Source organism: Rubripirellula tenax (assembly GCF_007860125.1).
GTDB classification, from domain to species: Bacteria; Planctomycetota; Planctomycetia; order Pirellulales; family Pirellulaceae; genus Rubripirellula; species Rubripirellula tenax.
Genome location: NZ_SJPW01000005.1, coordinates 303587 through 329433 on the forward strand (window position 1 = coordinate 303587; position 25847 = coordinate 329433).

20 protein-coding genes and 1 riboswitch are annotated in these 25847 nt (G+C 57.3%); of the genes, 7 read left to right on the forward strand and 13 right to left on the reverse strand.

The window, feature by feature from the left end; all coding sequences use genetic code 11:
* Together Poly51_RS19505 and kdsB are read right to left on the reverse strand one after the other, a co-directional pair.
* Positions 1–2064 (reverse strand): peptidylprolyl isomerase, encoded by a 2064-nt coding sequence (locus tag Poly51_RS19505; protein WP_146459461.1) that lies wholly within the window; start codon positions 2062–2064, stop codon positions 1–3.
* 112 nt (positions 2065–2176) lie between these two features.
* The gene (gene kdsB, locus Poly51_RS19510) at positions 2177–2947 is read right to left on the reverse strand and encodes a 3-deoxy-manno-octulosonate cytidylyltransferase (protein WP_146459462.1); all 771 of its coding nucleotides are present in this window, start codon (positions 2945–2947) and stop codon (positions 2177–2179) included.
* Between the two features lie 105 nt (positions 2948–3052).
* Positions 3053–3300: riboswitch (cobalamin riboswitch) on the forward strand.
* 150 nt (positions 3301–3450) lie between these two features.
* Between kdsB and Poly51_RS19515 the strand changes: the two genes are divergently transcribed.
* The 3 genes from Poly51_RS19515 (at position 3451) to Poly51_RS19525 (ending at position 6856) form a co-directional block, all read left to right on the forward strand.
* On the forward strand, positions 3451–4284 hold the full coding sequence (locus tag Poly51_RS19515; protein WP_146459463.1) for a DUF1559 domain-containing protein: 834 nt from the start codon (positions 3451–3453) through the stop codon (positions 4282–4284).
* A 67-nt stretch (positions 4285–4351) separates the two neighbouring features.
* On the forward strand, positions 4352–5260 hold the full coding sequence (locus Poly51_RS19520) for a DUF4465 domain-containing protein (RefSeq protein ID WP_146459464.1): 909 nt from the start codon (positions 4352–4354) through the stop codon (positions 5258–5260).
* A gap of 87 nt (positions 5261–5347) precedes the next feature.
* On the forward strand, positions 5348–6856 hold the full coding sequence (locus Poly51_RS19525) for a sodium:solute symporter family protein (RefSeq protein ID WP_146459465.1): 1509 nt from the start codon (positions 5348–5350) through the stop codon (positions 6854–6856).
* Positions 6857–6887: 31 nt separating this feature from the next.
* On the opposite strand, the gene Poly51_RS19530 is transcribed toward Poly51_RS19525, so the two are convergent.
* The 6 genes from Poly51_RS19530 to Poly51_RS19555 all read right to left on the reverse strand — a co-directional run bounded on the left by Poly51_RS19530 (position 6888) and on the right by Poly51_RS19555 (position 15853).
* On the reverse strand, positions 6888–7817 hold the full coding sequence (locus Poly51_RS19530) for a polysaccharide biosynthesis/export family protein (RefSeq protein WP_146459466.1): 930 nt from the start codon (positions 7815–7817) through the stop codon (positions 6888–6890).
* Between the two features lie 5 nt (positions 7818–7822).
* Positions 7823–11806 carry an AsmA-like C-terminal region-containing protein gene (locus Poly51_RS19535; RefSeq protein ID WP_186775681.1) on the reverse strand — a complete coding sequence of 1328 codons (3984 nt, stop codon included), beginning with the start codon at positions 11804–11806 and terminating at the stop codon, positions 7823–7825.
* 160 nt (positions 11807–11966) lie between these two features.
* Positions 11967–14015, reverse strand: coding sequence for a PTS sugar transporter subunit IIA (locus Poly51_RS19540; RefSeq protein ID WP_146459468.1), 2049 nt, complete (start codon positions 14013–14015; stop codon positions 11967–11969).
* A gap of 82 nt (positions 14016–14097) precedes the next feature.
* Complete coding sequence (locus Poly51_RS19545) at positions 14098–14970, reverse strand: NAD-dependent epimerase/dehydratase family protein (protein WP_146459469.1); 873 nt, start codon at positions 14968–14970, stop codon at positions 14098–14100.
* A 116-nt stretch (positions 14971–15086) separates the two neighbouring features.
* Positions 15087–15632 (reverse strand): hypothetical protein, encoded by a 546-nt coding sequence (locus Poly51_RS19550; protein WP_146459470.1) that lies wholly within the window; start codon positions 15630–15632, stop codon positions 15087–15089.
* Positions 15633–15658: 26 nt separating this feature from the next.
* A complete protein-coding gene (locus Poly51_RS19555; protein ID WP_146459471.1) occupies positions 15659–15853 on the reverse strand; it encodes a Flp family type IVb pilin in 195 nt (64 codons plus the stop codon).
* A gap of 337 nt (positions 15854–16190) precedes the next feature.
* Here Poly51_RS19555 and Poly51_RS19560 point away from each other — a divergent pair, with 337 nt between their 5' ends.
* The 3 genes from Poly51_RS19560 to Poly51_RS19570 are packed head-to-tail and all read left to right on the forward strand — an operon-like array spanning position 16191 to position 20163.
* On the forward strand, positions 16191–17963 hold the full coding sequence (locus Poly51_RS19560; protein WP_146459472.1) for an ABC transporter permease: 1773 nt from the start codon (positions 16191–16193) through the stop codon (positions 17961–17963).
* Positions 17964–17968: 5 nt separating this feature from the next.
* Entirely contained in the window at positions 17969–19225 is a 1257-nt protein-coding gene (locus tag Poly51_RS19565; protein ID WP_315853674.1) for a CNNM domain-containing protein, read from the forward strand.
* The gene (locus Poly51_RS19570; RefSeq protein WP_146459473.1) at positions 19222–20163 is read left to right on the forward strand and encodes a CNNM domain-containing protein; all 942 of its coding nucleotides are present in this window, start codon (positions 19222–19224) and stop codon (positions 20161–20163) included. Before Poly51_RS19565 ends, Poly51_RS19570 begins: the two co-directional genes overlap by 4 nt.
* A gap of 19 nt (positions 20164–20182) precedes the next feature.
* Here Poly51_RS19570 and Poly51_RS19575 read toward each other — a convergent pair whose 3' ends face one another.
* Positions 20183–20461 carry a hypothetical protein gene (locus Poly51_RS19575; RefSeq protein WP_246114621.1) on the reverse strand — a complete coding sequence of 93 codons (279 nt, stop codon included), beginning with the start codon at positions 20459–20461 and terminating at the stop codon, positions 20183–20185.
* Between the two features lie 143 nt (positions 20462–20604).
* A complete protein-coding gene (locus Poly51_RS19580) occupies positions 20605–21537 on the reverse strand; it encodes a tetratricopeptide repeat protein (RefSeq protein WP_146459474.1) in 933 nt (310 codons plus the stop codon).
* Between the two features lie 250 nt (positions 21538–21787).
* Between Poly51_RS19580 and Poly51_RS19585 the strand changes: the two genes are divergently transcribed.
* Positions 21788–22213, forward strand: a complete 426-nt coding sequence (locus tag Poly51_RS19585) for a hypothetical protein (protein WP_146459475.1) — start codon at positions 21788–21790, stop codon at positions 22211–22213.
* A 13-nt stretch (positions 22214–22226) separates the two neighbouring features.
* Here Poly51_RS19585 and Poly51_RS19590 read toward each other — a convergent pair whose 3' ends face one another.
* The 3 genes from Poly51_RS19590 to Poly51_RS19600 all read right to left on the reverse strand — a co-directional run bounded on the left by Poly51_RS19590 (position 22227) and on the right by Poly51_RS19600 (position 25718).
* Complete coding sequence (locus Poly51_RS19590; RefSeq protein WP_146459476.1) at positions 22227–22730, reverse strand: Fur family transcriptional regulator; 504 nt, start codon at positions 22728–22730, stop codon at positions 22227–22229.
* 121 nt (positions 22731–22851) lie between these two features.
* On the reverse strand, positions 22852–23043 hold the full coding sequence (locus Poly51_RS31695; RefSeq protein ID WP_315853672.1) for a flagellar biosynthesis anti-sigma factor FlgM: 192 nt from the start codon (positions 23041–23043) through the stop codon (positions 22852–22854).
* 494 nt (positions 23044–23537) lie between these two features.
* A complete protein-coding gene (locus tag Poly51_RS19600; RefSeq protein ID WP_146459478.1) occupies positions 23538–25718 on the reverse strand; it encodes a fused MFS/spermidine synthase in 2181 nt (726 codons plus the stop codon).
* Between the last annotated feature and the right edge of the window lie 129 nt (positions 25719–25847).

Genomic DNA, 25847 nt, shown 5'->3' on the forward strand with positions numbered 1-25847 from the left:
CTAAAACAGATTCCCGACGATGTGCGCTGACTCCACCCCATCGGCGTCCCAATCCGACGCAGATCGGATCGCCGCATCGATCGATTCGAAACTTGTGGGCAGAACATTGCGGCGGCGGCCGACCTCGTTGATGACCCTCAGTGCGTCCAGGGCTGTAATCGCGGTGTCGCCGCTGACGTTGTAAAAATACGCTTGGTTGAGCGTTGTTACGGCCCCAGGCTGCAGGTCAAAACCGGGCAGCTCGATGGTGCCGCCAGCCCGGCCGAGCACGTTGATGATCAACAACGCATCGAACGCCGTCACCGCCCCGTTGGCGTCCACATCGAAAGCGTCTTGAGGGTTCAAGTACCGCGACGTGACGGTGATCTCGAAGTCCTCATCACGAACGTTTCCTGCCACGTCGGTCAATTGCACGACGACAGTTTGTGGGCCGCGAAGCGGTGAACCGGTGACCCAAGTCAATTCGCCCGAGTCGCCGTCGATCTCGGCACCTTCGACCAAACCAGCCAACGACCAACGCGTTGCCGATTCGTCCGAAGTCAAAACACGTGTGAAAGCTTCACCCGCGAACACATGAACCACATCGTTGTCGCGGACAAGCGTCGGCGCGATCCGGTCCAATGTGATCGCCAATTCGGCCGTCGGGTCACTCGATTGGCCGCCACTCGTCGCGCGTGCCGCCAACGTCACAAGCCCGGTTCGATCGGCGACATCGATCGTCAGTGATACGGTCGCCTCCGTCGCGGTTGCCGATGCCAGCACTTCATCGGTCGCAACGTCGAACACTTCGACGGTCGTACCGACACTGACGCCATCGACGACCAACAAAAGCGAAGTCGCATTGGTGACGTTGTCATCATCGGCGGAACCCGAATCACTGGTCGCGTCGAGCGCTAGCGACCCGACGAACGGCGTGGGTGCAAACGTGATCGTCAAGGACTGGGTATCGAAAGCACCATTTCCGGTTGCGGTTGTGACACCTAACAAGAATTCAATGGAACCAACAAAGTCTGCCGCAGGGATCAATACGAACCTTCCGGTCACCGAATCCAAGCTCGCCTGGCTGTCAAAACTCTCACTTACGTACTGGCCTGCGTAAGCGACCGCATCCGACTCTAAGTCGAATGCGCGCAAGTCCAATTCAACCGTCTCGCCGGCCGTTGCGATGATCGGTGAAACGAATGGCAATAGATACGGATTCGCGTTGACTTGATCGTCAATTGTGCTGACCGTGAATGTCTGGCTTGTCGCGTTGCCTTCGGCGTCGGTGACAGTCACGGTCGCCGTGGTTTCAATGTTCGGCGCGAGCGCCCGCAACATCACCAGCGAGTTTTCGGTGTCACTAAAGATCTCGGCATGGGTGATCACGACATCGCTGACCGGGCTCTCGTCGCCGCCGCCGACGATGGGAGTCTCGCTGATCGCCTCGCGCACATCGAACCCTTCGATCAATTGACCAAAGATGGAGTGATTGAAATCCAAAAAACGAGGATCGGCTTCCGTCACAAAGAACTGCGAATCGTTGGTGTCGTCGGTGCTTTTTGCGAACGACAAGATACCTTCCCGATTGTGCTGTAAGTCAGGATGAAACTCATCGTCGAACGCACCCAATCCCGAGCCTTCGTTCGTCGTGCCGGCCGCAATACCGGCTTGAATCACGAAGTCACTGTCGACCCGGTGGAACAAGACGCCGTCATAGAAACCGGCTTCCGCCAACGCGATAACTCGCCCCGATGCCCGCGGCGCCCGCTGTTCGAACATCTGAAACACCATGGCACCGAAATCGGCAACCGATAGCCGCATGGAACGGTTACCGGTGATCACGATCGCTTCGACCAAGTCAGGATCGGCGACCGTGATCATCGTCGTCAGCGGCCCGCCGTTCTGATCGGCCGCGTCGATCGGCACATGCAGGGGGCTGCCGACCTCGACCGTTTGCGCATCGATGGAAACAAAGGTCGGCGCATCGCCGGCCAGCAATCGCCGCGATTCAAGCGACTCGATCCGGAGGGCGTTGGAACGCGACGAAATCCGGGAGTGTCGGCGGCGGCTTGGAAGAGTCATAGATTCAGTCACGAGGGCGGAAGATCGAGCGTCTAGTTTACCTCAACTTTTTTACGGCACAGCCCGTAAACACCGCACGCCGCATTCCCGGTCTTCATCCGTCATTTCGAGCTCATTCGATCCTGATCCGAAACGCTTCCAAGTCCGCCAAGGTGTCGATACCGGGTGCGGCGTGCTCTGCCCGCGCGACAACAACTCGCTTTCCCGCCTCGATCGCACGAAGCTGTTCCAGCTTTTCGGTCGCCTCCAAGAGACTGACGGACTGGCCCGAAAACCAATTCAAGAAGGCTCGGCGATAAGCGTATAGTCCGATATGGTGCCAAAAGAGGGGCGGTTCAACGGCAAGAGAATCGGCGGTCACGCCATCGCGGACATGGGGCACCGAGGATCGGCTGAAGTACACTGCCCTGCCCTGCCCTGCCTCGTTCATTCCGGCCATCACGATCTTGACCTTCGCGGGGTCATCCAGCGAAGCGGCGTCGCGGATCGGAACACCGGCCGTCGAAAGATCGGCATTCGCATCGTCGATCAAGCACCTTGCGACACGGTCGATGATCGCGGGATCGATCTCCGGTTCATCGCCTTGTACATTAACGAAAACGTCGACGTCGGGCATCGCCGCGGCGACTTCTGCGATCCGATCGGTTCCGCTGGCGTGATCCACGCGAGTCATGAACCAACGCCCGCCGAACGACTCGACTTCATCAGCGATTCGAACATCGTCGACGGCAACGACGACGTTCTCGGCGACATCGGACCGCATTGCCGCTTCGTACGTGAACTGCAACACGGTTTTGCCAGCCACCCGGCGCAACAGCTTTTCGGGCAACCGTGTCGATGCGAGTCGGGCGGGAATGACGATTTGACAGCGGGGTGCGGACATGGCGTGGCTACCGAAACGGGATCGTTGGACCAAAATCGAGGACCGAGTGACGTTAAATTTAGGGTTTTTGGGTTCGTTTGACACGCTGGCACCCCGTCGATAAACTCGCGACAACGATGCACGGTGACGCTCGGCGGATTGCTCCGATCGAGCGTACACAGGGAACTTCGGTGAAATTCCGAGACGGCCCGGCCGCTGTAACTGATGTGGATGAGTTGTTCGATTTGAACAGTTGGCCCACCACCCCTTCATTCTGTTTGCCATTGGGAGACTCGAAAGAGCCCCCTCCCGAGAAGGCTGAAATGGGTGGGAACGTCAGGAGTCAGAAGACCTACCGCGTTATCGGACACGAAGTGACCTTCTTGGGTGAGGTCCGTGTCGAGAGCTGAGTTGACACGATGCCAACGCGCGGAATCCGAAATTCCGTTCGAGCTTGCGTTCGTTCGTTAAAATCCGTTGCGACGCCAATCGGCGCACGTATTGGAAAACACCGAGTCGATCCAATGACCGCTTCCCCAACACGACGTAATGCGGATGCCTGCGCGTCCGTCATTCGAGCTCGAAAAGCGTTTACGTTGGTCGAGTTGTTGGTGGTGATTGCGATCGTTGGCGTTCTAGTCGGATTGCTGTTGCCGGCCGTGCAATTCGCGAGAGAGGCGGCTCGGCAGACGACTTGCCGAAATCACTTGAAGCAAATCGGTCTTGCGATACACGCCTACCACGGCACCCACCGGGCACTGCCGGTTGGCTGCGTTGATTCGCGAGTGGTGAGTCGTTCGCTGCGTTCGAAGAACTATGCCTGGTCGGCGCTGCTGCTGCCGTTCATCGAACAACAGCCACTGCACGAGTCCATCGATTTCGGTATCCCCTTCGATCACGCAAACAATGCCGACGCAGCATCGAAACAGCTAGCCATTTACCTTTGCCCGACCGTCACGCCTCAATACTCCGTTCGTGGTCCGACGCACTATGGCGGGCTGTATGGCGAAACCTTGGTCGATCCGGCCAATGATGACGGCTTGTTTCTTTACAACCGACGCTTGGCGTTCCGCGATTGCGGCGATGGACTCAGTCATACCATGGCGGTCAGCGAGGACGTGATCGGCCCCCATGGCGAGTGGATCAACGGCAACAACATTTTTGTCCAATCGCACGGAATCAACGACGAAACGGCCTGGATATTCGACAACGAAATTCGATCACTTCATCCCGCCGGCGCGATGGCGCTGTTCATCGATGGGTCGGTCCACATCGTGAACGAATCGCTCGATCGCAAATTGCTTGGTGCGATGATCACGCGAAATGGCCACGAAGTATTGGAACAAGGCGATCTGTAACGAACGTGATTTTTGAAACAACTTGAATACAACCTAACTTGAACTCAACCCCACTTTGACGAACACCATGAAGACACGACTCAATCCGGTTTCTAAGCTACTCCTCGCCCTGGCGTGCGTTTCACCAGCGGCTGCAAGTGCCGCAACCCTCGTCGACTTTGAATCACTGCCGATCGCGTTCGACGCCAACAACGTCAACGTCGGCCCCTTTGTGGATAATGTTTCTATCCAGCCGGGGATCTTCGGTGGCAACGACATCAGCAGCACGTTCAGCGCTGGTGGCGTCGCATTCAACAACACCTTCAACGACGCCTTCGCATCGTTTCAAGGCTTCGCACTGTCACAGCGGGGCTTGAGTCAGTGGTCGAGCGGCAGCTTTGCCGAGTTCTTCAATGGCAACGATACGGTCAGCGCGAACGGCATTGGCAATTTCGCGTCGAGTCGCTGGGTCGTTGCGTTCGGCGACTACTCGGGGCCCGACGATCCGCTTGCCAACATCGCGTCGATCATGGAAGCACCCGCAAACTCGGTCTTCGATTCTCTTTATGTGAACAACACCCGGACGACCACTCACGTGTTGACGACCGGGAACTCGAGTGCCCGCGCTTTTGGAAGCATCAACCAGGACGAGAAATTCACGGCACGATTCATTGACCTGTCGCCGGGCTCGAACGGGTCGAACTTTGTGGAGGTCGAGCTCGCAAGTTTTGTGAATGCCACCAGCACGCTTTCGATCGTCGACGATTGGATGCGAGTGGACTTGAGCGGATTGGGTGGCGCCACCCGAATTGGTATCGACTTCACATCGACCGACGAGGGTGCGTTCGGACTCAACACCCCCGCCTACGTCGCCGTAGACAACATATTGGTTGTGTCGGTTCCCGAACCTTCGACATGGTTGATGCTAGCCATGGGATGCGGAATGCTGGGATGGCGAATCAAACGTCGCCAAGAGAATCTGACAAAGTTGGTCTAGAAGTCCAAATACCGGTCTCTGCAGACGGCGAGATTCCGCTAAATTGTCGCGGCGAAATTGCTCCGATCACTCTAGCCTCGCACGCTCATGCCAACCGAATCCGCATTGCCACCGGGGATGGAAAACATCTTCGCCGGCGCCCTGGTGATTTACCTTGTCGTCTTGTACGTCATCGGTTTTATCGCCCAGCGGCGCGTCAAGAACGTCGAAGACTTTGTCCTTGCCGGACGCCGGCTACCGACGTCGTTGGCAACCATCACGATCATCGCGACGTGGTTCGGCGCCGAGTCGTTGATGACGACGGCGGACGAAGTCGGCAACGAAGGGCTACGCAAAGCGATGCTTGATCCGATCGGGATCGCGCTATGTTTGTTTTTGGCGGGCCTGTTTGTGGCTGGCCCGATGTGGCGGATGGGTATCTTGACGGTTCCCGATTTCTTTGGTCGCCGCTACGGCAAAACGGCCGAGGTCCTTTCGTCGCTGATCATCGTGCCCAGCTACTTTGGTTGGGTTGCGGCCCAGTTTGTGGCGCTGGCCCAATTGCTGGACGTATTCTTTGGCGTGCCCAAGGAATGGGGCATCATGGCGGTGGCGACGTTGGGAACCGGCTACACGCTGTTGGGCGGAATGTGGACGATCACGTGGACGGATGCGATCCAAATGAGTTTCATTTTGCTCGGCCTGATCTTGCTCGGCCATGCGATTTTGGTGCAACTGGGCGATGGCAGCATCTCGGCGGGCCTAACAGCCATGCAAAACGATATTCCGGCCGAGCGTTGGCGGATCGCCGACCCACCGACGTTCTGGCGAGACACGCTGACGGCGATCAGCGCGTTGGCGATCGGCGCGCTTGGCAACCTTCCGATGCAAGACTTGATGCAGCGGATCTTCTCGGCCAAAAGCGACCGTGTCGCCTCGCGAGCCTGCTTGTGGGCGTCCGCCGGTTACATACTGATGGGCATCCTGCCGGTGGGTGCTGGCATGGCGGCGCATTTACTGCTGCCGCAACAGGAAGGCGACATGGACGGCGTCGTTTTGTTGATCGCAGGGAAACTGCTCAACCCGATGCTGTTGTTGGTGTTCTTCTTGGCGATCGTTTCGGCGGTCTTGTCAACGATCGTCAGCGCGGTGATGGCACCGGCTGCGGTCATGGCCCACAACTTGGTGGAACCTGTGTGGCGCCGGTCGCAAACGATTCCGCCGTCCCAAGAAGGACTGCTGTGGTTGCAGCGCGTCGCGATCGTCGTGGTCACGATCGCTTCGGCATGGCTAGCGTTCAAAGGCGAAGGGGCTTACGAACTGGTGCAAGGTTCCTACTCGATGCCGCTAGTCAGTCTGTTTGTTCCCTTCATGATCGGGATGCACTTCAAAGGGTTCCCGCCGCTGGCTGCGATCCTTGCAATCGTCTTCGGCATCACACCCTGGTGTTTGCACATGTTGGTCGGCTGGGAAATTTTCTTCGAACCTTGGCTCGAAGCCGCCGGCCTACCCATCCCTCACGAATTGGCGGGAACGGCCTGCAGCTTGGTGGGTTTCATGATTGGTGCAGCACTGGGTCGCAAAACGCCGGAAACCGACGCGGCTACCCAAATATAGCTTTCGGTGAAACGGGACGAACGCTCGCGCGTTATCGCTTGGAATATTCTTTACAGTACGGACAACTTTTCTCGCCGCCGATGCGCAGCGATTGCCGAACGTCTTCGGCAAAGCTGATCGCGGGGACGTAGATTCGGTCACCGGGCAACAGTTGATAGTTGGTAGAGACATCGCCAAGCTGAAGGACTTGTTGATAACAGACAGGCAAAATCATCCGCGGTTCGCCTGCCTGCTTCGGTCGGACCAGAATGATTTTGTGATCATTGGAACGATCCGAAAGACCACCCGCCGCGATGATAGCATCCAGCACCGTCTCGTTGCCTACCATCGGATACGACCCCGGCGCGTTGACTTCCCCCATGACGTAGTACAGCGTGCTGTCTTGGTTGACCAGGCGAACGTTGACTCCGTAGTCGACCTGGGGATCAAGAGCGGGATCATGTTGGTTCGTGCCACCGGTTCGATGCGACGCCAATCCAATCAACGAATCGCGTTTTGCAATTTCGACACCCGTGACGAGTGACTCGACTTCCTGTTGGATCTCTCTCGTCGACCGGCCTGCGACGGCAACTCGTCCGTAAGCCCCCAGATCAATCGTCCCGTCTTGCTGGACCGTTTGGTCCGACTGTAAACGCACCGGTGAATTGAAATCGTTCGGCTCGATTACCAACACATCACCGGCTTCGACACGATGGGCGGGCAACGCCGCCTTCGCCAGTTCGGTCGGGATCGGCTGGTGCCCGGCCTTCTGGCGCATTTCAGCAACCGACGAGAGCATCGAGTTCGATCCAGAATCGACGGGCAACCCCAACGATGCTGCGGTCCGACATCCCGTCACGCACCAACCCAACATGATCGTCATGCCAATCGATCCGAGTATACCCGCGGATCGATTTCGCAGGTGTGAGATCGAGTTGGCGGCAACGCGTGTATGTCGGTGGAATGCCTTGGGAATTTTCATTGGTTCTAACGTTGTTGTTGATTGTTGCTTCTTGTGGATGCGTCGGCAATTTGTCCGCCGACGGTACTGGAAAGGAAAAACCGAAGGGCATCTTGGGTCAGCGCCTTAGCGGGCTGGATTTTCATCATCGGGCGAGCGGCAGTGCCGCCCACGTGCACATTGACGACGCGATCCTTCATCGCTTCGTTTGCTTTGGCCAGCAACGCGACCGGTGCGGGCGCCGCCAACATCAATGGTGAATCGAGCATCGACATCAATCCGTCGGTGGGTGACGTCGAACCCGTGCTAGCCGTCACGTTCAAGTCCAGCCGACCGTCGATGGTTGCCCGACCTTCGACCAGTACCTGAACGTTGCTTTGCTGGAGCGCAATTTCGTCGACATAAATCACGGGACCGGAAAGTCGACCGCGAACCACGCCACCATCGACGGTTGGTCCGGATCCGAATCCTGTAACATCGGGCAACTTGATCATCTGGGTCAGATTCGAAAGCACTGGTACTTCCAATGCTTTCACGTGCGACAACTCGAAATCGAAGTCGCCGCTAACGTTCTGGATCGATGTTGCTCGGTTGGCTTTGATCGTCACGCGTCCGTCGACAATACCGGCGCCGGCCGATTTTCCAACCATCAAACGTGACGTGTCGACTCGCGAGATGTCGGCGATACAGTTCACATTCAGGTTGCGGTTGTAGCTGCCATCGGTCGTGATCCGAACTTCGCCATTGCCAGCTTCGATCACACCGCCGCGACATCGCCATCGGGCCGAATTGGAATCAAGCGTGTACGACCACTCCAGCGGCATTCGAACTCGCGGAACACTGATTCCCGACGCCGTGATGTGATTGGCCCCCAACCGAGCTTCGCCGGTAATCGTTCGCCCCAGTCGGCCGCGAATCGATACATCACCCGAACCGCTGATCCGAGCCGATGAATCTGCCAACGCTTCGGTCGCTCGCCGCAGGTTCACCCGCGTCGCCGCAAACTCGAAATGACCATCCAGTGCAGAACCCAATCGCACCTCGGCGCGTCCCGTGACACGACCATCGGCGAATTGTCCCTTCAATTCTCTCAGCACCACTCGGTCCGGTTTGACTCGCAGGTTCGCGGTCAACAACGGAGACAGTCGATACTGTTTCCATCGCACGTCTTCCACGCTTGCGACGACGTCGCAAATAGCTCCCGAATCTCGGGTTGAGATGTCACGAACAAGCGTCAAATTCGCCGCCGCTTGAATGGGAACTTCGCGGCGGTTCAAGCCCGCGGCCATGATCAATCGCTCGGCCGACACGCGGTTCAATTGGAAGTCGGCCAGCACCGGCAACTGCGACAGACGAAGTTCCCGTTCGGAAGCGAATTCGATCACATCGGAAATGGTCGTCGATGCAGCACCTTGAAACGTTCCTTCGGCCGCCATACCGTTGCAAGTTGCACTGACGTGACCGTCTTTAAAGTGCGTCACACAGCGTTGGACTTCAACGGGCACGTCGTGCGCACTGAACGCATTCGTTCGAAACCATGCACTGCCATTGAGTTTCGTCAAATCTGCAAGCGACGTGAATCGAGCACCACCCGAGATCGTGCCGGCAACGGGCATCTTGCTGGGCGAAGCCATATCGCCCGGAAGCATCGCCGCGATCTTCGCTGCTTGAACGCCTTCGAACGTCGACGCCACTTCGGCCGTCGACCAATCCAGTTCGCGCATGGTCGCGGTTGCGACGTAGCGGCCACCGAAGAAGTTCTCCGATCGGCTGGTCAACTGCAAAGCCGTTTCGTCAAACATCCAATCGAGTTTCGCAGTACCGATCGAACGCCCCGCGTAGGTTGCGTTTTTCAAGTTGGCGATGCCCTCGGCGCGAAACGCCAGCGGGGCCGTCGTCAGATGAAAATCACCTCGCGCATTTGCATCACCAGTCGCGGGAAGCGGCGTTCGCGAAAAGCGAGATGCCGCCTTGGCAAGTTCGCCGATCGAGATCGGTGCGACCGTGAATGCACCGTCAATCTGCAACTGCCCCGCCGAAATCGCTTCACGCAAATCCGCTTGCGCGACATAGTGGAACTTGGTGCTACGGTAGTGAATCTCGGTCGGGGGAACCGCCACGATACCGTCTCGCAACTTCGCAACGGCGACAAACGAATCCAGTTTCTCGCCCGCGATTCGAATCCCGCTGCCCGAAACGGACGCATCGGCAGTCCAAGCCGCGATGTTCGCAACTTGATCACACGTCACCTCGGATGACGCGTGCACGGCGACGCTGCCATCGAACCCGCGATCGTTTTGCCCGACAAGTCGCATCACCCGCGGCAAGGACACGACTTCGGCATCGAAGCGAGTCACGAGTGGACTCTTCATCAGGTCCGAAGTCGTAATCGTTGTCTGCGCCATCGCTGACCCTCGCGCGACTACCTCACCGCTGTGGGGCTCCAGAACGAAAAGCTCACCCGTTGTTGCGTGAACGATGCCGTCAGTCACCTTGAGTGACAGATCACCGTCTTGCAAACGAAGACCGGCCGCGCGAACGTCGGTGGTCGTGACATGACCGGACGCAACACATCGTTCGACAATTTTGCTGATATCCAGCGGCGACGCGAACTCGCCGTGGATCGCGACCTTACCGTCGAGATCCCGAAGTTGCTGGACACTATTCAGCGTCGAGAAGCGAGCAAGCGGCGCCAGCAGAAACTCGGGGCAGTCGAATTGGCCGTGGATAGTTCCCTGGATCTTTTCCGGATCAGCAATGGGGAGACTTCCGGCCACGCGAACACTGGCCGTTGTGATCGCACACTTAACAACATCGCTGGGGCCTGAACTGGATCGGTCAACGCGGGCATTCATTTCGGATGCCGAAGCATCAACGACCGCGTCAAAAGAAACAGAAACTCCATCAAAGCGTGCCGATCCATTTCCGGTCAGATTTGCGATCGCGCCGGCATCCATCGAAGGATCGAAATGCTGGATCACTCGACGCAAGTCAAGGTTTTGCGCCAACGTTGACCACTTGGTAGTGACTTCGGGCGACTGCAGATCGACGTTCGCGAGAAACCCGATCTGTCCGTCGATCGCTTTGCCATCCAAAGTAATGTCCAGCTGACTTTCGTCTAATTTGGCCGCGCATTGCATCGAAGCGACTAAGGTTCCGGCGCGATCTGAATCAACGTTTCGCAGCGACGCGTTCACACTCGCCCGATGATGAGCCAGATCGAAGTCATTTGCCGGATGGTGGATCGAAACGGACACTGCGGCATCAGCAGAAATCCCGACGCCGGCAAGCATGTCGGGTGCCAACGAAAGCGTTGCGAGGTGGTTCGTATCGATGTGAAAATCGGGGACTCGCAATTGCGTATGACCCGCAAACGTTTTCGCATCCACGATAGATCTCAACAGCACGTGGGCACCCAAAATATCGGGAACGTTGACGCGGACCTGGACTTCGTTATCGGCCAAAACCTCCATCGAAACGTCACCGACTTCGAATGGCAAACGTCCGACCTGAGTCGCCGTCAACTTGGCATCTCGAACCAACAACTGGCCAACCGGGATCGTCGTGGCCGTCGATCCGCCCTCGCTTTGCGAAGCGGGTAACCGCGTCGCCAGTTGTCCGTCGTCTGCGAAACGCAACGCGACTTCGGGGGCCTCAACAATGACACTTTCCGCCCACACGCCATTGCGGATTCCGTTGACGATCGACAAACGGACTTCGGCGCGCTCGACCACCAACAACGGCGTCGCCAGATCGGGCTCGTCTTCGATCCGAAGCCGCGTGACGGTGATCGCGTGAAACCCGATATGAATCTTTTCCACTTCGATCGTATGTTCGGCGATGCGAGAACCAATTCGCTGGACCAGCTCAACCGCGATCCAGTTCCGCGCGAGCAACATCACCAGTCCACCCCAAAAGGCGGCTTTGGCGAGGCGATAGAACCACGGACGAAGGGAAACCATAAGAAAAATGCCGTAACCGCTGCCGCACCGAAGTGCGCGGCAGGTCATGAGGGCATAGGTCGCCAACGTCGACCGCATCGGTCAAGACCGATTGGCCGCGAAGCATCGTCAAGACGATCGTGAAACAGCAAGCCAAACGAAGAAACGCGTGCTGGCCGAGCTCACGAGGTCCGGCGGCTCGAGTAGCACCAAACGACGTTCTCGCACATCAAACCCAGTGGGTGCTTTCTTCTTCCGGTGCTTCGTCGGCGTCCAGGAACGCGAGGTGGTCCGAGTTGAAAAAGCGATCCAGCATCGCGCGGACGGGAACCAACAACGCGATGAAGACGGGAAACAGGATTTGGATCGGACCGTATGGCGTCACGTTGATGATGCACAAGACAACCAAGCAAACCAATTGGATCAACGTGAACAGATTGATCGTTCGCGTCGGCACCCGGCGCGTGTAGTGATTGATCGGGTATAGCGCCGAGTCCATGAACAGGTATCCAAGACGGTCGATGAACTGGATGCCGCGAAGGGACGAGAATCCCATGAAAAGGAAGATCCCATACAGCGCGGCCATGGGAACGTACTGCAGAAGCGGTAACGCTAACAACGTTCCTGCGATCAACAAGTGAATCGCTACTCCGGTGACTCGGTTTTCTAAAACGTGAATGACTTCGGCTTGCTTGGCGCGGTTGACGACTCCTTCGACCACGGCGAGGGCGCGGACGTGTGCGAGTGACCGCACCGTCGCGGCAACCATCCACGGCCAACCGAACAACGAGCAGACGCCGATCAAGCCGCCAACAACCGCCAAGTCGAGATGGTACGAGTCACCTTTGGTCAATTTGTTCTCGGGGCTGTTGATCAAACGCGCGGTGATGTTCTGGGAAAGAAATACCAAAACCGTTGCGAGCGCAGCGGGCCCCGCCGCGGCAAACTTGATCCACATCGGCACGCTCGCCAGATCGACCAACAGACTGCGATCACCACCATCGGACGCATCACGGCTGACACTGAGCGTTTCCAACGTGTCGGAATCGCCTAATGACCACGCCACAATGATCATGACCACCAACGCGATCGAGGGACCGAAGTCGGCCAAAAATTCGCGTATCCATGGCAGCAGATATCGGCTTGTCCGGATCCGGGCCAACGTCATAGCGATATAGAAGGTCCCCACAGCCAACACCAACGCCAGCAGCGCTTTTTCATGAGAGACGGCTTCGTCGGCACGAAATTCCACAATCAACGCTTGGACCGCTTTATAGATGAAGATCAACGACATCAACGCCGAAAAAATCTCGTCGGTAAACCGCGTGAAGAATCGCATCAGATTGCTAGCGTTGAAGACCGCAAGCGCGATCGTCATCGCGGCCGTCCAAATGCCAACCCAACCATACACACCAAGAAACTGATCTTGGTGACCCATGTCGTCACAGAGTTGGTACAGGATGATGGTGAAGATCAGCAAAGGCCCGATCCCACCAAGGATGATCAGCGGTTGCCCCGCGAACAACGCGTATGCGAGGCCACAAAAAGCTGTCGACATCAGCATCTCGGGCGCACCGATAGAGCCGCCGGTTTCCAGACCCATGAAACCGCCAAAGGTGACGGCCGGCGCCAAGCAGGCAAAGAACATGAATACGATCGACGCGATCGATTTCGTTTTTAGGCCTGACTTGAAGTCATCGACATAGTGTGGCAGTCGGCGACGAACATCGCCGATCAATCCGGCAAACGGATAACCGCCCGCCTTCAAACCCGCCGAGACTTCTCGGGGCTTTGGCGACGCCGACAGCACGTTTCGATTGACGTGGCGTTCGATCGCGTCCAGAACGTCTTGCTGGGTCTTGGCATAAATCGTTTCAAAGTGGAAGACATTGTCCGACATCAAACGGGCGATGGAGGACAGCGAGTCGAGGTGTTGAACGGTTTGGTCCTTGGACCCGATCATCAGAAAAACGTATCGGGTGGCAATTCCGTCGGGGGCACCCAAATTGACCGCTGTCTTCAAACGAACAAACACCATCGCTGGCGTCGCGATCGCGTCGTCATAAAAGTGGGGAACGGCGCAAGCATGGCCGATCACCGTCGGAACCGAGGCCTCGCGTTGCATGATGCCTTTGGAAACCAATTGACGCTGGTTTTCGGGCAAACGTCCGGTTTGGATCAAAAAGTCGACCGAAGCGGCAACAATGTCCTCCATGTTGCCGGCTTCAAGATTCAGCAGGCAACTGCCTTCCGCGATGGATTGAAAGAGAAATTTCACTGCAGCATCGCCGAGGGCTTGAGAAACGCGGGCTTCTAAGGCGACATTATGGACGATGGAAGCGAAAGATTCGATCGGTCTGTTACGAGCCTGCTATTTCGCGAATCTGTGCCGCGATTGAGGCGATTGTCGACTCAAGCCGGTTGATCCCGCCGAACTCCATTCCCAGCTTTCGAATTTTCGACGTGTCGATCGCGTGCTTGGCGGCCTTGGGTGTCCCATCGATGACCGACGAACTGGATACCATCGTTTTTGCGATCGTTGCGACTTCGTGATCGCTGATCATTCGATCACAACAGTTATAAGTTTGCCCATCGACCCCGCCGTTTGTTCCGATCACCAAAGCAACAGCCCCGGCGACATCATCGACGTGCACAGATTTGCTTCCGCCGGTTGGCACGACGGATTTTCCGTCGACGACGTCTCGAATCAATGAAAACCATTTCGAGTTCGATAGAGGGTCGTCGACTCCGTAAATCGATGTCGGGCGAATCGTGCAACACGAGAGTCGTCCGGAGTGGCCGTAAGCATGGATCAATGTTTCGACCGAAGCCTTGTAGGAACCGTACAGGGATGCGGGCCAAAGAGGATTCGTTTCGTCGAGCGGTTGGCCGGCGCCCAGATGAGGCGAGACCCTTTCGTGAACGGCGCCCGAAGACACGAACACGAATCGCCGAACATCATGGCGCGCGGCGGCTTCTATCAACTCGAGCGAGCCCATCACGTTGGTTTGAAAATAGCCGATCGGGTCGGCAGGTTCGGCCATGAATGACTTCCCACCACGATCGAGCGCCGTGTGAACGATCGCTTCACAGCGTTTCGCGAAGTCGACCGTTCCGTCATGGTCACCAAGTCGAACGGGCCGCCAATCGATGACGGTGTGCCCCCGGGCAGTCAACGTGCGGGAAAGGGAACGCCCAAGAAAACCTGATGCTCCGGTCAATCCGATGATCATTACTGTATGTCTCTCTATGGAGTCGGAAAGACACAGTATGCCGAACGACGAACCCGTCGACTAGATTTGAACGCGGGATGTGAGATGCGGACGCGAAGGCCGACTGAAGATCGGCGCTAGCCGCCGATCGAAGCCAAGAAATCGTCGGTTTCGTCCGCCTCGGTGTCTTCCGTCGAAAACAGCGCGGCTGGCTTGATGATGTGACTCTTGGAACTCTTCTTCAACTCGGTGGACTTTTTGAACTCTCGCAGCTCTTCTAACTCGTCCCGAAGTTGGTTGAACACGTCGGCGAATTCGGTCCAGTAGTCACCATCGCGAAACGTCAACGGACGCTCACATTCGCCGTTCGCCAAACGCTGCATTTCTCGTCGCAAACGGAACATCGGACCGGCAAATCGGTTGGTCAGCTTCAGCATGTCATAGGCCACCAGCGGAGCCAACAGGATCAATCCTGGTGCCCAATAGATGGCTTCATCAATGCAGCGTTCGATCGCTTCGACAAGCGTTGTGTCGGAACGCGACATCGACTCGGTGAAGATCAAGATGACGATGAAATAGACGGCGCACGCGGCGCTGTAGAGCGCCGTCCGTCGCAACAGCGATCCTTGAACGTGGTGATCGATCAGAAGTTGCTGGCGAAGGAAGGTTGGTCGTTGAATCATGGCCGTTAAACCGGAAGGTGTTCGACTCAGTTACCGATCGCGCCGGCGATGGCCTGTCCCGACTCGTCAAAGCTCTCGCGAGTCGCGTCAGCCAAGAATGTGACCGAAGCCGCACAGACACCGATGATCAGCGCCAACATGATGGCGTACTCGACCGCGGTGGCGCCGTCTTCTTCGGCGACGAAGTCTAAAATGGAGGATTGGATCGTGCCTCTAAGCATGGTGCGACCGATCGAGTGTGTGCAAAACCGAAAAAAATCACTGGACGACGGTTTTTCGCGTGTCCGCTGAGTTACTGTAAAAACCCTAGTGCGCTTTGCCGCGTAGGGACGGGTGCAAGAGAATTCCTTTGAGTCAATATGATCTTCGTGAACCGGTTGAGCACGGCTGGAACGGTTCGCACGGTCGTAACGATTGCCCGCCTCACTCGGATGTCACGGCGCGACGTCTTTGGTACTCTGGAGGACGTTTGTTTGACGAATATTGGCGGCGCCGGAAGCACTACTGCCCTTGCACCGATTTGCTTTTCCACCCCCCTGCTCTTTCTGACGTTTTTCCATGCTCGGCCCCATATTTTCCCGCGAGGCGATGGTCGTCCCCAAACGACCGAAAACCTATCTGTCTCGGGCCGTTTACGTGCTAGCATTATTTCTGCTGCTTTGCACGGGTTATCTGGTCCTAGACGGGTCTCGATCGCTTGCCAGCAGCGGTGACGCGGCACGGTTCGGTGGGTGGATGTTTACGCTTTTGGCGCCACTTCAACTGCTGGTTCTGTCCAGCATCGCGGCCGTCGGCGCCGCCAGCAGCGTGGCTCAGGAAAAGGATCGCCGGACCTTGATTCTGTTGCTGCTGACTCGTCTATCGGGATTCGAAGTCGTGGCGGGTAAGCTGGCGGCGACGTTGCTGTCTCCGTTTTCGATGCTGCTTTGCAGTTTGCCCCTATTCCTCTGTCTGCCACTTCTGGGCGGCGTTTCGCCCCGCCAAGTCATCGGCGTCTATGCCGTCACCGCGGCATCAATTTTCTTTGCCGGATGCGTCGGCACGGTCGTCGGCATGTGGCGAGAAAAGACGTTTCAAGCGATCGCCGTAACCGTCTTGGGACTGCTGATGTGTGTCGGCTTGGGTGAAATTGTGGCTGAGTTGGTCCCAAGTTTGCCCGAACCTGCCAAGCTTGCGATCAGTGCGCCGCGAGCTTTGGCAGCAGCCGCGTCACCGATGGCAAGCCTGTCACAAGCGACAGCGGCGGGAGTCCTGGGATTTGTTGTCGTCACATCGGTTCTAGCCGCCATTGTATTGCTCATCGGGGTCATCAAGGTCCGTGTTTGGAATCCGTCCCGCGAGGTGCGTCTTCGTGCACCCGAACCAGAGTCCTCCGAGGAAGCCCTGGCAACGTCCTCGCCGACCAGTTGGAAGGTCAGGGCGCCACGGCCGGTTTGGGACAACCCGATCCTGTGGCGTGAAGTTCGCACGTGGGCCTACGGGCGAAAAGTGTTGGTCATCCGCGTCGCCTTTGTGTTGCTGTTTTTGTTGATCGCGGCGGTGTTGTATATGCAAGTTCAAAGCGGTGTCGCCATGGAACAGGGCGGTCGCATTGGCCGTGCTCTGCCGTCAGTGACGTTGCCGTTGGTGGCCTTGGGTGTGGTCAGCTTGGTGCTGGTGAACGCACTTGCGGTGACTTCCGTGACCGGCGAACGTGACGGATTGGCGCTCGACTTGTTGTTGGTGACTGATCTGAGCCCGGCCGAATTCGTTTTTGGCAAACTGCTGGGCGTGATGTACGTCGCCAAAGAGATGATTCTATTGCCGATGGTGTTGGTTCTGTATCTGGCCAGCCAAGGCGTGTTGACGATCGAAAACACCGTTTACGTGCTGCTGGGGTCGGTCGTCCTTTACCTATTCGTAGCGATGCTTGGCGTTCACTCGGGGCTCAACTACGTCGCCGGCCGCAGTGCGACGTTAGCAAGCCTGGGGACGGTGTTTTTCCTGTGCGTGGGAATCGCCGTTTGCATGACAATCATGGTCAGCTTCCGAGGCGCGTTCCAGCTTCAGTTGGCACCGTTTTTGGTGATGATTTTGGGTGGCGGTGCGGCGTTGTTTGCGGCGTTGGGCTGGCGCAATCCGTCATCGGCGATCTTCATGGCGTCGTTCGGATTGCCACTGGTGACGTTCTACGCGATCACGCAATTTTTGCTGCAGACGGACCACCTGTACGTCTTTTTCGCGATGCTGGTCGGCTACTGTTTCACCACGGCGGCGATGATGATTCCGGCGCTGAGCGAGTTTGACGTTTCGCTGGAACGTGATCGCGGAGCCGCCGGAGACCCAGCTTGAGTGCGGTGGTGGATGTATTGCCCTGGCTGATCGCCATGGCGGTGCTGATTCTGTTGAGCGCGTTGTTCAGCGGCAGCGAGGCCGCCCTGTTTTCGCTGACGCCACGTGGCCGCAAGGGCCTGGACCGCGCTGGCATAGGCGGGCGGATCGCAGCCAAGTTACTGGAAGACCCCGAACGGCTTTTATCAGCAGTCCTATTTTGGAACCTGCTGATCAACATGACCTACTTCGCAATCGCCGCGATCGTCGGCGGCAAGTTAGAGAATGATCCTGCGGCTGGCCATTCGCTGGCGATCCTCTTTACGATCTCGTCGCTGATGACGATCATTTTTTTCAGCGAGATGCTGCCCAAGAGCCTAGCCCTCCTCGCACCTCTTCGGCTATCGATTTTGGTTGGACCGCCGCTGTCGTTGGCCGTCCGCATCGTCAGCCCTGCCCTGCCCTTGGTCGCCGTGACCAACCAAGCGGCCAGCCGATTGATCTGGCCCACGTTCGAGCCCGAGCCCGATATCGACCTGGCTGATATCGAAAGGGCCATCGAACTGGGTACCGATGATGCCGCGCTCTTGCAACGCGAACGGATGGCGCTGCGTGGGTTGGTTGAGATTGCCGAAACTCGCGTCGACGAATTGATGCGACCGCGCAGCCGCCTTTGGCTGTGTCACGACTTGTCCGATCGCAGTGCCATTGTTGATCAACCGCTGCACAGCAATTACATGATGGTGACGGACCCCGACGAAGAGATGATCGTCAAAGCGATTGGCATGCGAATGTTGCGGCCCAGTCAAATGGATGATTTGGCCAACCATGCCGAACGGGTGATCTATGTGCCATGGTCGGCATATGTGTCGCAGGTACTGGACCAACTTAACGAAGAAGATCTCAGCGTTGCGGTAGTCGTCAATGAATTCGGCGAGTTGATTGGCGCCGTTTCGATCGACGACATCCTGCGCCGTGTTTTGGCTCCGCGACACGAAGAAGACTTTTTGGGCGAAGCATCGGTGCAAGAGATTGCACCGGGACGCTATCGCGTCTGGGGATCGGTCAGCGTTCGATCGCTGACGAAACGGCTGGGCATCGACGTCGACGGTGTAGGCGTGACGACAATCGCGGGGTTCATCGGTCGTCACAACGAACGTGTCCCTCGGCTTGGCGATACCGCGCCGATGGAACGGTTCACGTTGCTGGTTGTCGAACAGGACGATGACGGCGTGTGGATCGAGGCTCGGACGGCCGACGAGAATGGCGAGGTGACGACATGATCCTAGCGATCGTTTTGTTCCTGGTCGGCTTGGTCATGAGCGCGTTCTTCAGCGGCAGCGAGACCGGAATGTACCGCGTGTCGCGCACGCGTTTGGTGCTGGACGGATTGAGCGGTTCATTGGCCGCACGCGGGATCATTTGGTTGCTGAATCATCCCGCGGTTTTCGTCGCAACGGCGTTGGTTGGCAACAACTTGGCGAACTATTTGACGTCGCTGGCGATCGTGATGGCCGTTGCGTCTTGGTTCGGCGTTGGTTCCAGTGCCGAGCTGATCGGGCCAATGCTGATGACGCCGATCGTATTCGTGTTCGGTGAACTGCTTCCAAAGTATTTGTTCTATCACGCGCCGTATCGAATGATCACGGCAACGCGACCGCTGTTGCTAGGCGCTGCGGTGTTGTTCTCGCCGGTATCGTTGTTGCTGGGATTTCTGGGCCGCGGACTGCAACGCATCACCGGCCAGACGCCGTTTCGTTTGCGGCTAGCGATGGCACGCGGCGAGTTGGACCAAATCCTTCGTGACGGCCACGAAGCAGGAATCTTGGCCGCCGGCCAACGCTCGCTTGCCCAGCGGTTGTTCGAAGTCGGAAACCAAAACGCCGTCTCGTTCGGTGTGCCGGCGAATCGTTTGGCCATTGTGTCGGCACCAGTCGATGTCGACGAAGCCAGACGCCAGGCGCGTCGGCGGAATCATCCGATCGTGTTGGTCAAACGTGGTACGCGAATCATCGGCTTTCTTTGGTATGCCGATCTGTGCGTTCGCGAACCAAGCTTGGAACTAGGACCGGTGATTCGCGGCAAAGTAACGGATCGTCACCTGGGAATCCTATTGAGGCTGTATGACGCCGCCAGCGATGTGGCGGTGCTGTTCGACGATCAGGGTGAAGTGCGATGCGTCGTGACCCGACGACAATTGCTGCAACCGTTGATCAAATGACCCTGCCGTTGATATCGGATCACTGACCCGTTTTGGCGTAGCCCAGAGCAGTCAGAACGGTCAACATTTCGTCACACGTCAAATAGCGGCGATGGTGTTGAAGTTTGTATTGGTCGATCGCTTGAGCGAGTTCGCGTCCGTCCTCGGACAGCCCCATATGCGAGCTGCCGAACTGACGTCGTTCGCTGCGTGCGGACACGCCTGACTTGATGGATCGACGGTCAACGAAACTCGAGTCGCCAACTGCGAACGGGACAGCAGACACATCAACGTTGGATAAATGATTCGACAGCGACATTGGTTGGCTCGGCGCGATGAAAAGAGAGTCGGATTCAGCCCGTGCGGTGATTTCCACCAAAACCCTACGCCACAATCGGATGACGCGCCGCCATATTGGCTTACTTTGTTAAGTTTTAGGCCGCGCAAACCGGACAGCCGTCACTACCGAAACTGAATTCCGGGAACGATCTGCGGCCCCGGTTCGCTGGCCATCCGCTGCTGGACGTCCTGAAGCTGCAACATCCGGTTGCCTTGGTCGATCGACGCTGGGCCAAGCTGGGTGGCAGCAGCCAGCGATTGACGCGCAATATCGATCTCGCCACTTTCAAGGGCAATCGCCGCAATCTCGAGGTGCGGCGCCGCATCGTCGGGGTTCTTCGCTGCGGCGCGGACAAAGCAACGGCGTGCCTCTTCGGAACGGCCCAATTGCCGCATTGCGATACCTTGCAACATATCCACCTTGGCCGGCGCACCGTCAATGCCTACGCCGTCCTGCAATCGGTCCAGCGTTGCCAGTAGCCGATCGTAACGTTTCTGTCCCATATAGATCTCGGCCGCTTGCATTTGTACTTCTGCGTAATCCGGTTGCAGCGCCAAAGCACGGTGGTAAGCCGCCAACGCTTCTTCTTCGCGACCGGTCGCATGAAGACAATCGCCGCGAAGGCGCCAAGCTTCCGGCGAATCACGCTTGGACTGCAACGCGATCAGGCTGTTCGCGTCGGCTTCCGCACGGCGACCCAGGTCTAGATACATGCGACCGAGTCGTTCGACGAACTTGGGATCATCGGCGGACAAGCGAACCGCTTGTTCCATTTGATTGATGGCCAGTTCACGTTCACCTCGTTTCCAATACGCCTCAGCCAAACCCCAATGGGCACGGTCGTCGGACTTCGAAACACTCAACGCATCGGTGAACAATGACTCGGCAAGTTCCCATCGACCTTCGTGGATCGCTTGGAAACCCTTGCCCGACAAGCTGCGTGCGGCGATCGATTGCCGGCTCTCGCCAAATCGACCGATCGCCCGGCAGCCAGTAAGGGTCATCACCCCCACCGCCACACAGACGAAGCAGAATCGAATGGCGGGAGGTTTCATCGGATTACCGAAAACGAGGAACTGAATCGTCGTTCGTACCAAAATGTGCCAGACATCGGCAAGACAAAGCCGCACGCTTGGAAAGTAACGATCACCACCCGTGACTCACCAACGACGGGCCTTTCGATCAACGGGCCGACAAAAAGCAATATCGCTCGGGCTATAGACTTCGGCCCATCGATCAAAACAAGGAAACGGCTAAAATACACGCCATCCAAGCCATTTGCCCTTCCCGCAGCCCATTGCTCTCATGCCTTCCACCTTCGAATCGCTCGGCATCAAGTTCCTTTACCCCGACAATTGGGTCATCGCCCAGCGTCCCGTCGAGGAAGGTATCGAAGGCGTCACGTTCGACCTGCCCACCGGCGGCTTCTTTAGCCTCGAACGGGCTCGTAACGTTTCGTCCAACGACGAATTGATCGAGCAAGTCGAAGCCTCGATCGCCAAAGAATACGGAGAAGTGGAACGCGAAGTGGTCGAGACCGCCGACGCAAAGCCAGGCGAGCAAACGGTCGATTTTCGCTTCTACTATCTCGACCTGGTGATCGCTTCTCGATTGATGATCGCTCGAATCGACGATCGAAAGTTCGTCATCCAGATGCAGGCCGAAAGCCGCGATTTTGATGCCAACGAATTGGTGTTCCAGGCGATCCTAAAACAGATCCGTCCCGAGTGATTCGTGCCTCGAATCACACCAAGTCGTGCTTGCGTTTCTTGCGACGCGCCTTGCCGCAATCTTTGCAGACGCCCTGAACGATCAAACGGTGACCGCTGACACGAAAGCCCATCTCGGCGGCGACCTCGTCGCGTAACTGTGTGATCGATTCGCTTTGGAACTCGATCAACTTGCGGCACCGGGTGCAGTACAAGTGGTCATGGGCTGGATACCCATAGTCGAGTTCGTAGACGGTTCGACCATCGAGCTGAAAACTCTTTAGCAACCCGGCGTCGACGAACTCTCGAAGCGTTCGGTAAACGGTTGCCGAGCTGACGTAGTTTTCTTGACCCCGCCGCGGCAGCCGGTCAATCAATTCGTCGGCGTCGAAATGGTCATGCTCGCTGAATACCGCATCGATCAAAAACTTTCGCTGGCTCGTCTGCCGCAGACCGCGAGTTTGCAAGTACTCCTCAAATCGCTCTTGTGGCGACAGAGAGACGCTTAACGGTTGCAAGGAATCGGACGACGTCGACACAGCGAATCAATCAATAGCGGCACTGAACAGTTTCACCTTAGCATACAGCAGCGACCGGGAAAGTTTACCCTTTCCTTCGGGAACCAGCCCCGAATTCACGTTCGCGTCTGCCGGCGTGCGGCTAGGCGAGTTGATCCAGCAACCGATCGAGGGCTGCGTCCATCTTCTCGGGCGTGTCGTAGCTGCCGTCGGCGATTTGACGACGAATATCAGCGACACGATCGATCCGAATTTCGCCGTTGCCGGCGACTTGGGACGCCCCGCCGAGGCGATTGACGCCCCCCGCGGCACTGGTGCTCGATGTACTCGACAAGTCCAACGAATCGACCGGCGTTGCCGTGGGGCGAGCCCCGGGCGCTGGTGCTTGAGGCCCTTGAGGCCGAGTGGCGCCAGAGGTTTGGGGGGTCGTTGATACTCGAAAAGGACCGTAAATCTGCATATTGGAATTGCTCCCGTTTGGGACTGGAACTTCCACCCACACGATATCGCCCACCTAAGTGGACGCGTTTCCGGACGTGCGAAATGGATGCGAAAGCGCAAAGGGCGACCGGGTCAGTAACAATCAAACCATCCTGGCATGATTGCCGTCTAGACCGTTTCCGCGTCGGTCGTCAGCGCCGCTATCCTTGTCCCAGGATGCAATCCGTCAGCGAAAAGAGACTTTTCAGCGCGAAGCGGGCGGAAACATTCAAAGAATCGTCACCATGGCCGCCCCGGCATCAATCAATTCTCGCAAAAGAACCATTTCCCAAGACAACGGCACAGTATCAAAGCCGTGAAACACTCGGCAAGTGCAAAAACGGGCGATTACCACAAACGTAAAACGCTGACCAAATTGTGCTGTTGGTCTGTCCACAAAGGCGCTTCAGCCAGCTCTTTTTCCGTGGCCGGTTGTGCGTCTTGCATCGATACATGGCCCCAAATCGGGTGGCTGCCGCCGTTTTCCGGCGTCTCGGTCGCTAGCATCTCGGTCGCTAGCATCTCGGTCATTAGCATCTCCGTCATTAGCATCCAAGTGGCGTGCTGGGTCGACAACGACGGCTCGCCCGGACTGCGTACGACTCGCGTCTCTAAGCCTCCGTCGCGGCCCAAACGGTGAACCAATGGCACCAGGTCCAGGTGATTGTTGGAGACGTGAATCGCCAAAATGCCGCCTTCGGCCAACCGATCCCGGTACAACGCGATCGCTTCGCGGGTCAGCAAGTGGGCCGGAATCGCGTCGCTGCTGAATGCATCCAGCACCAGCAAGTCAAACTTCTGGTCCGTCATCCGTTCCAAAACCAATCGACCGTCGCCCAGATGGACTCGGCTGATCGCTTGGCTGTCCGACAAAAAGGAAAAGTTCTCTCTGGCGATCTCGACCACCGCCGGATTGATTTCGATCATGTCGAACTCGTCCGATGCGCGCCCGTACGTCGCCAGCACGCCGCACCCGAGTCCGACGACGCCGATCTTTAATCGCGACCGGTCCCCCTGCATCGCCATGATCGCACGGCCGATGCCGCTTTCGCGACCGTAGTATGTCGTCGGCTCGGCCGACGCGGTGCCCCCACGCTGCATCCCGTGGATGGTGCTGCCGTGAACCAAACGCACACCCGCGTCATCACGCAGGACTTGCAACGTCCCAAAAAAGTTTCGTTTTGACGAAATTGTCTCGTCCTGGTCCGCCATCATCATGCTGACCATCGGCGCGACCATCAACAACACCGCGGCAAAGCGAAGCCGATACGCCGCGGACCAGTCATAGTCGGTACGCATCCAACCGCGACAAGCAAAGAACAACAAAAACGCCATCGACGTCACGACCGAGAGCGTGAACGGCAACTCGATCGAAGTACTCAACAGCATCGGGCAAGCGATCGCGACGATGATGCCGCCAATCGCGCCACCGGCCGAAAGCAACGCATAGTACTGGGTCAAAAGCCGCGCACTTGGTTTCACGCGAGCGACTTCGCCGTGACAAAGCAGGCAAACGCCCAGTAACAAGGTCATGTACATCGTGACTTCGACGATCAACTGTACCGAACCGGGCAACAGCGTTTTCGCTTGGATTCCGAAGACCGAAATCAACGTCATCGCGGCAATCAGCTTCGGCTTGTACCACTGGGGCGAATCAAAACAAATGATAAAGCTGACCAAGTACAGACTCAGCGGCAGCACCCACAAGAAAGGGATCACGGCCACGTCCTGGCACACGTGGTTGGTCACCACCAACAACATTGTCGACGCCAGCGCTGGCAGCGCAACCCACACCGATCGTTGTCGCCATCCGATCGACTCGGGTGCCGCGGTGCGAACGGGCTGTGCGTCGGCGCGTCCAACACGGAACAGTCCGATCGCAACGACACCCTGAACCAATACGAACACACAGAACATCAACGACCATACCATCGATTGGTTGGAAACCGACAGCACCGGCTCGACGGCGAACGGATAGCTGAGCAGCGCGACCAGAGACCCAGCATTCGACAGCGCGTACAACCGATACACGCGATCGGAATTGTCTTGGTAGCTGAGCCATGCCTGGATCAGTGGCCCGGTACTGGACAACACAAAGTAGGGCAGGCCGACATGAGCCGCCAACATCGCTAACAAGTGCATCGTCGGCGATTCGGTACCGATCGGTTTCCATGCGTCCGCTGGCTCGATCGGAAGCACCAACGCGGCCGCCGACAGCAGGCATAGATGAATGCACCCTTGAACGGCCGGACGAAAAAACGTTCTCAGCACGTGCGCGTACAGATAGCCGCCGAACAACAGAATCTGAAAAAACAACATGCACGTCGTCCAAACCGCCGGCGTGCCACCGAACCACGGCAAGACGCACTTGCTAATGACGGGCTGGACCTGGAACACCAAAAACGCACCCAGCAGCGTCGTGGCGGCGAACCAGAAAATCGATCGTGTTTCGCCTTTCCCAAAGCCCCTGCCGATGCATTTGCGTGACGACGAAACGAGATCGGTGGATGGTAACGATTGTGCGGTCATGATTTACCCGTGCGATGGACAGACGACATAAAAACCTAGGCCACCGATTGGTAACCGCCAACGGAAAATCGCGGCGGTGCACCGATGCAGTCTACCCTGTTAGAATTCGCGGCCATTCGTTCTCTTTCC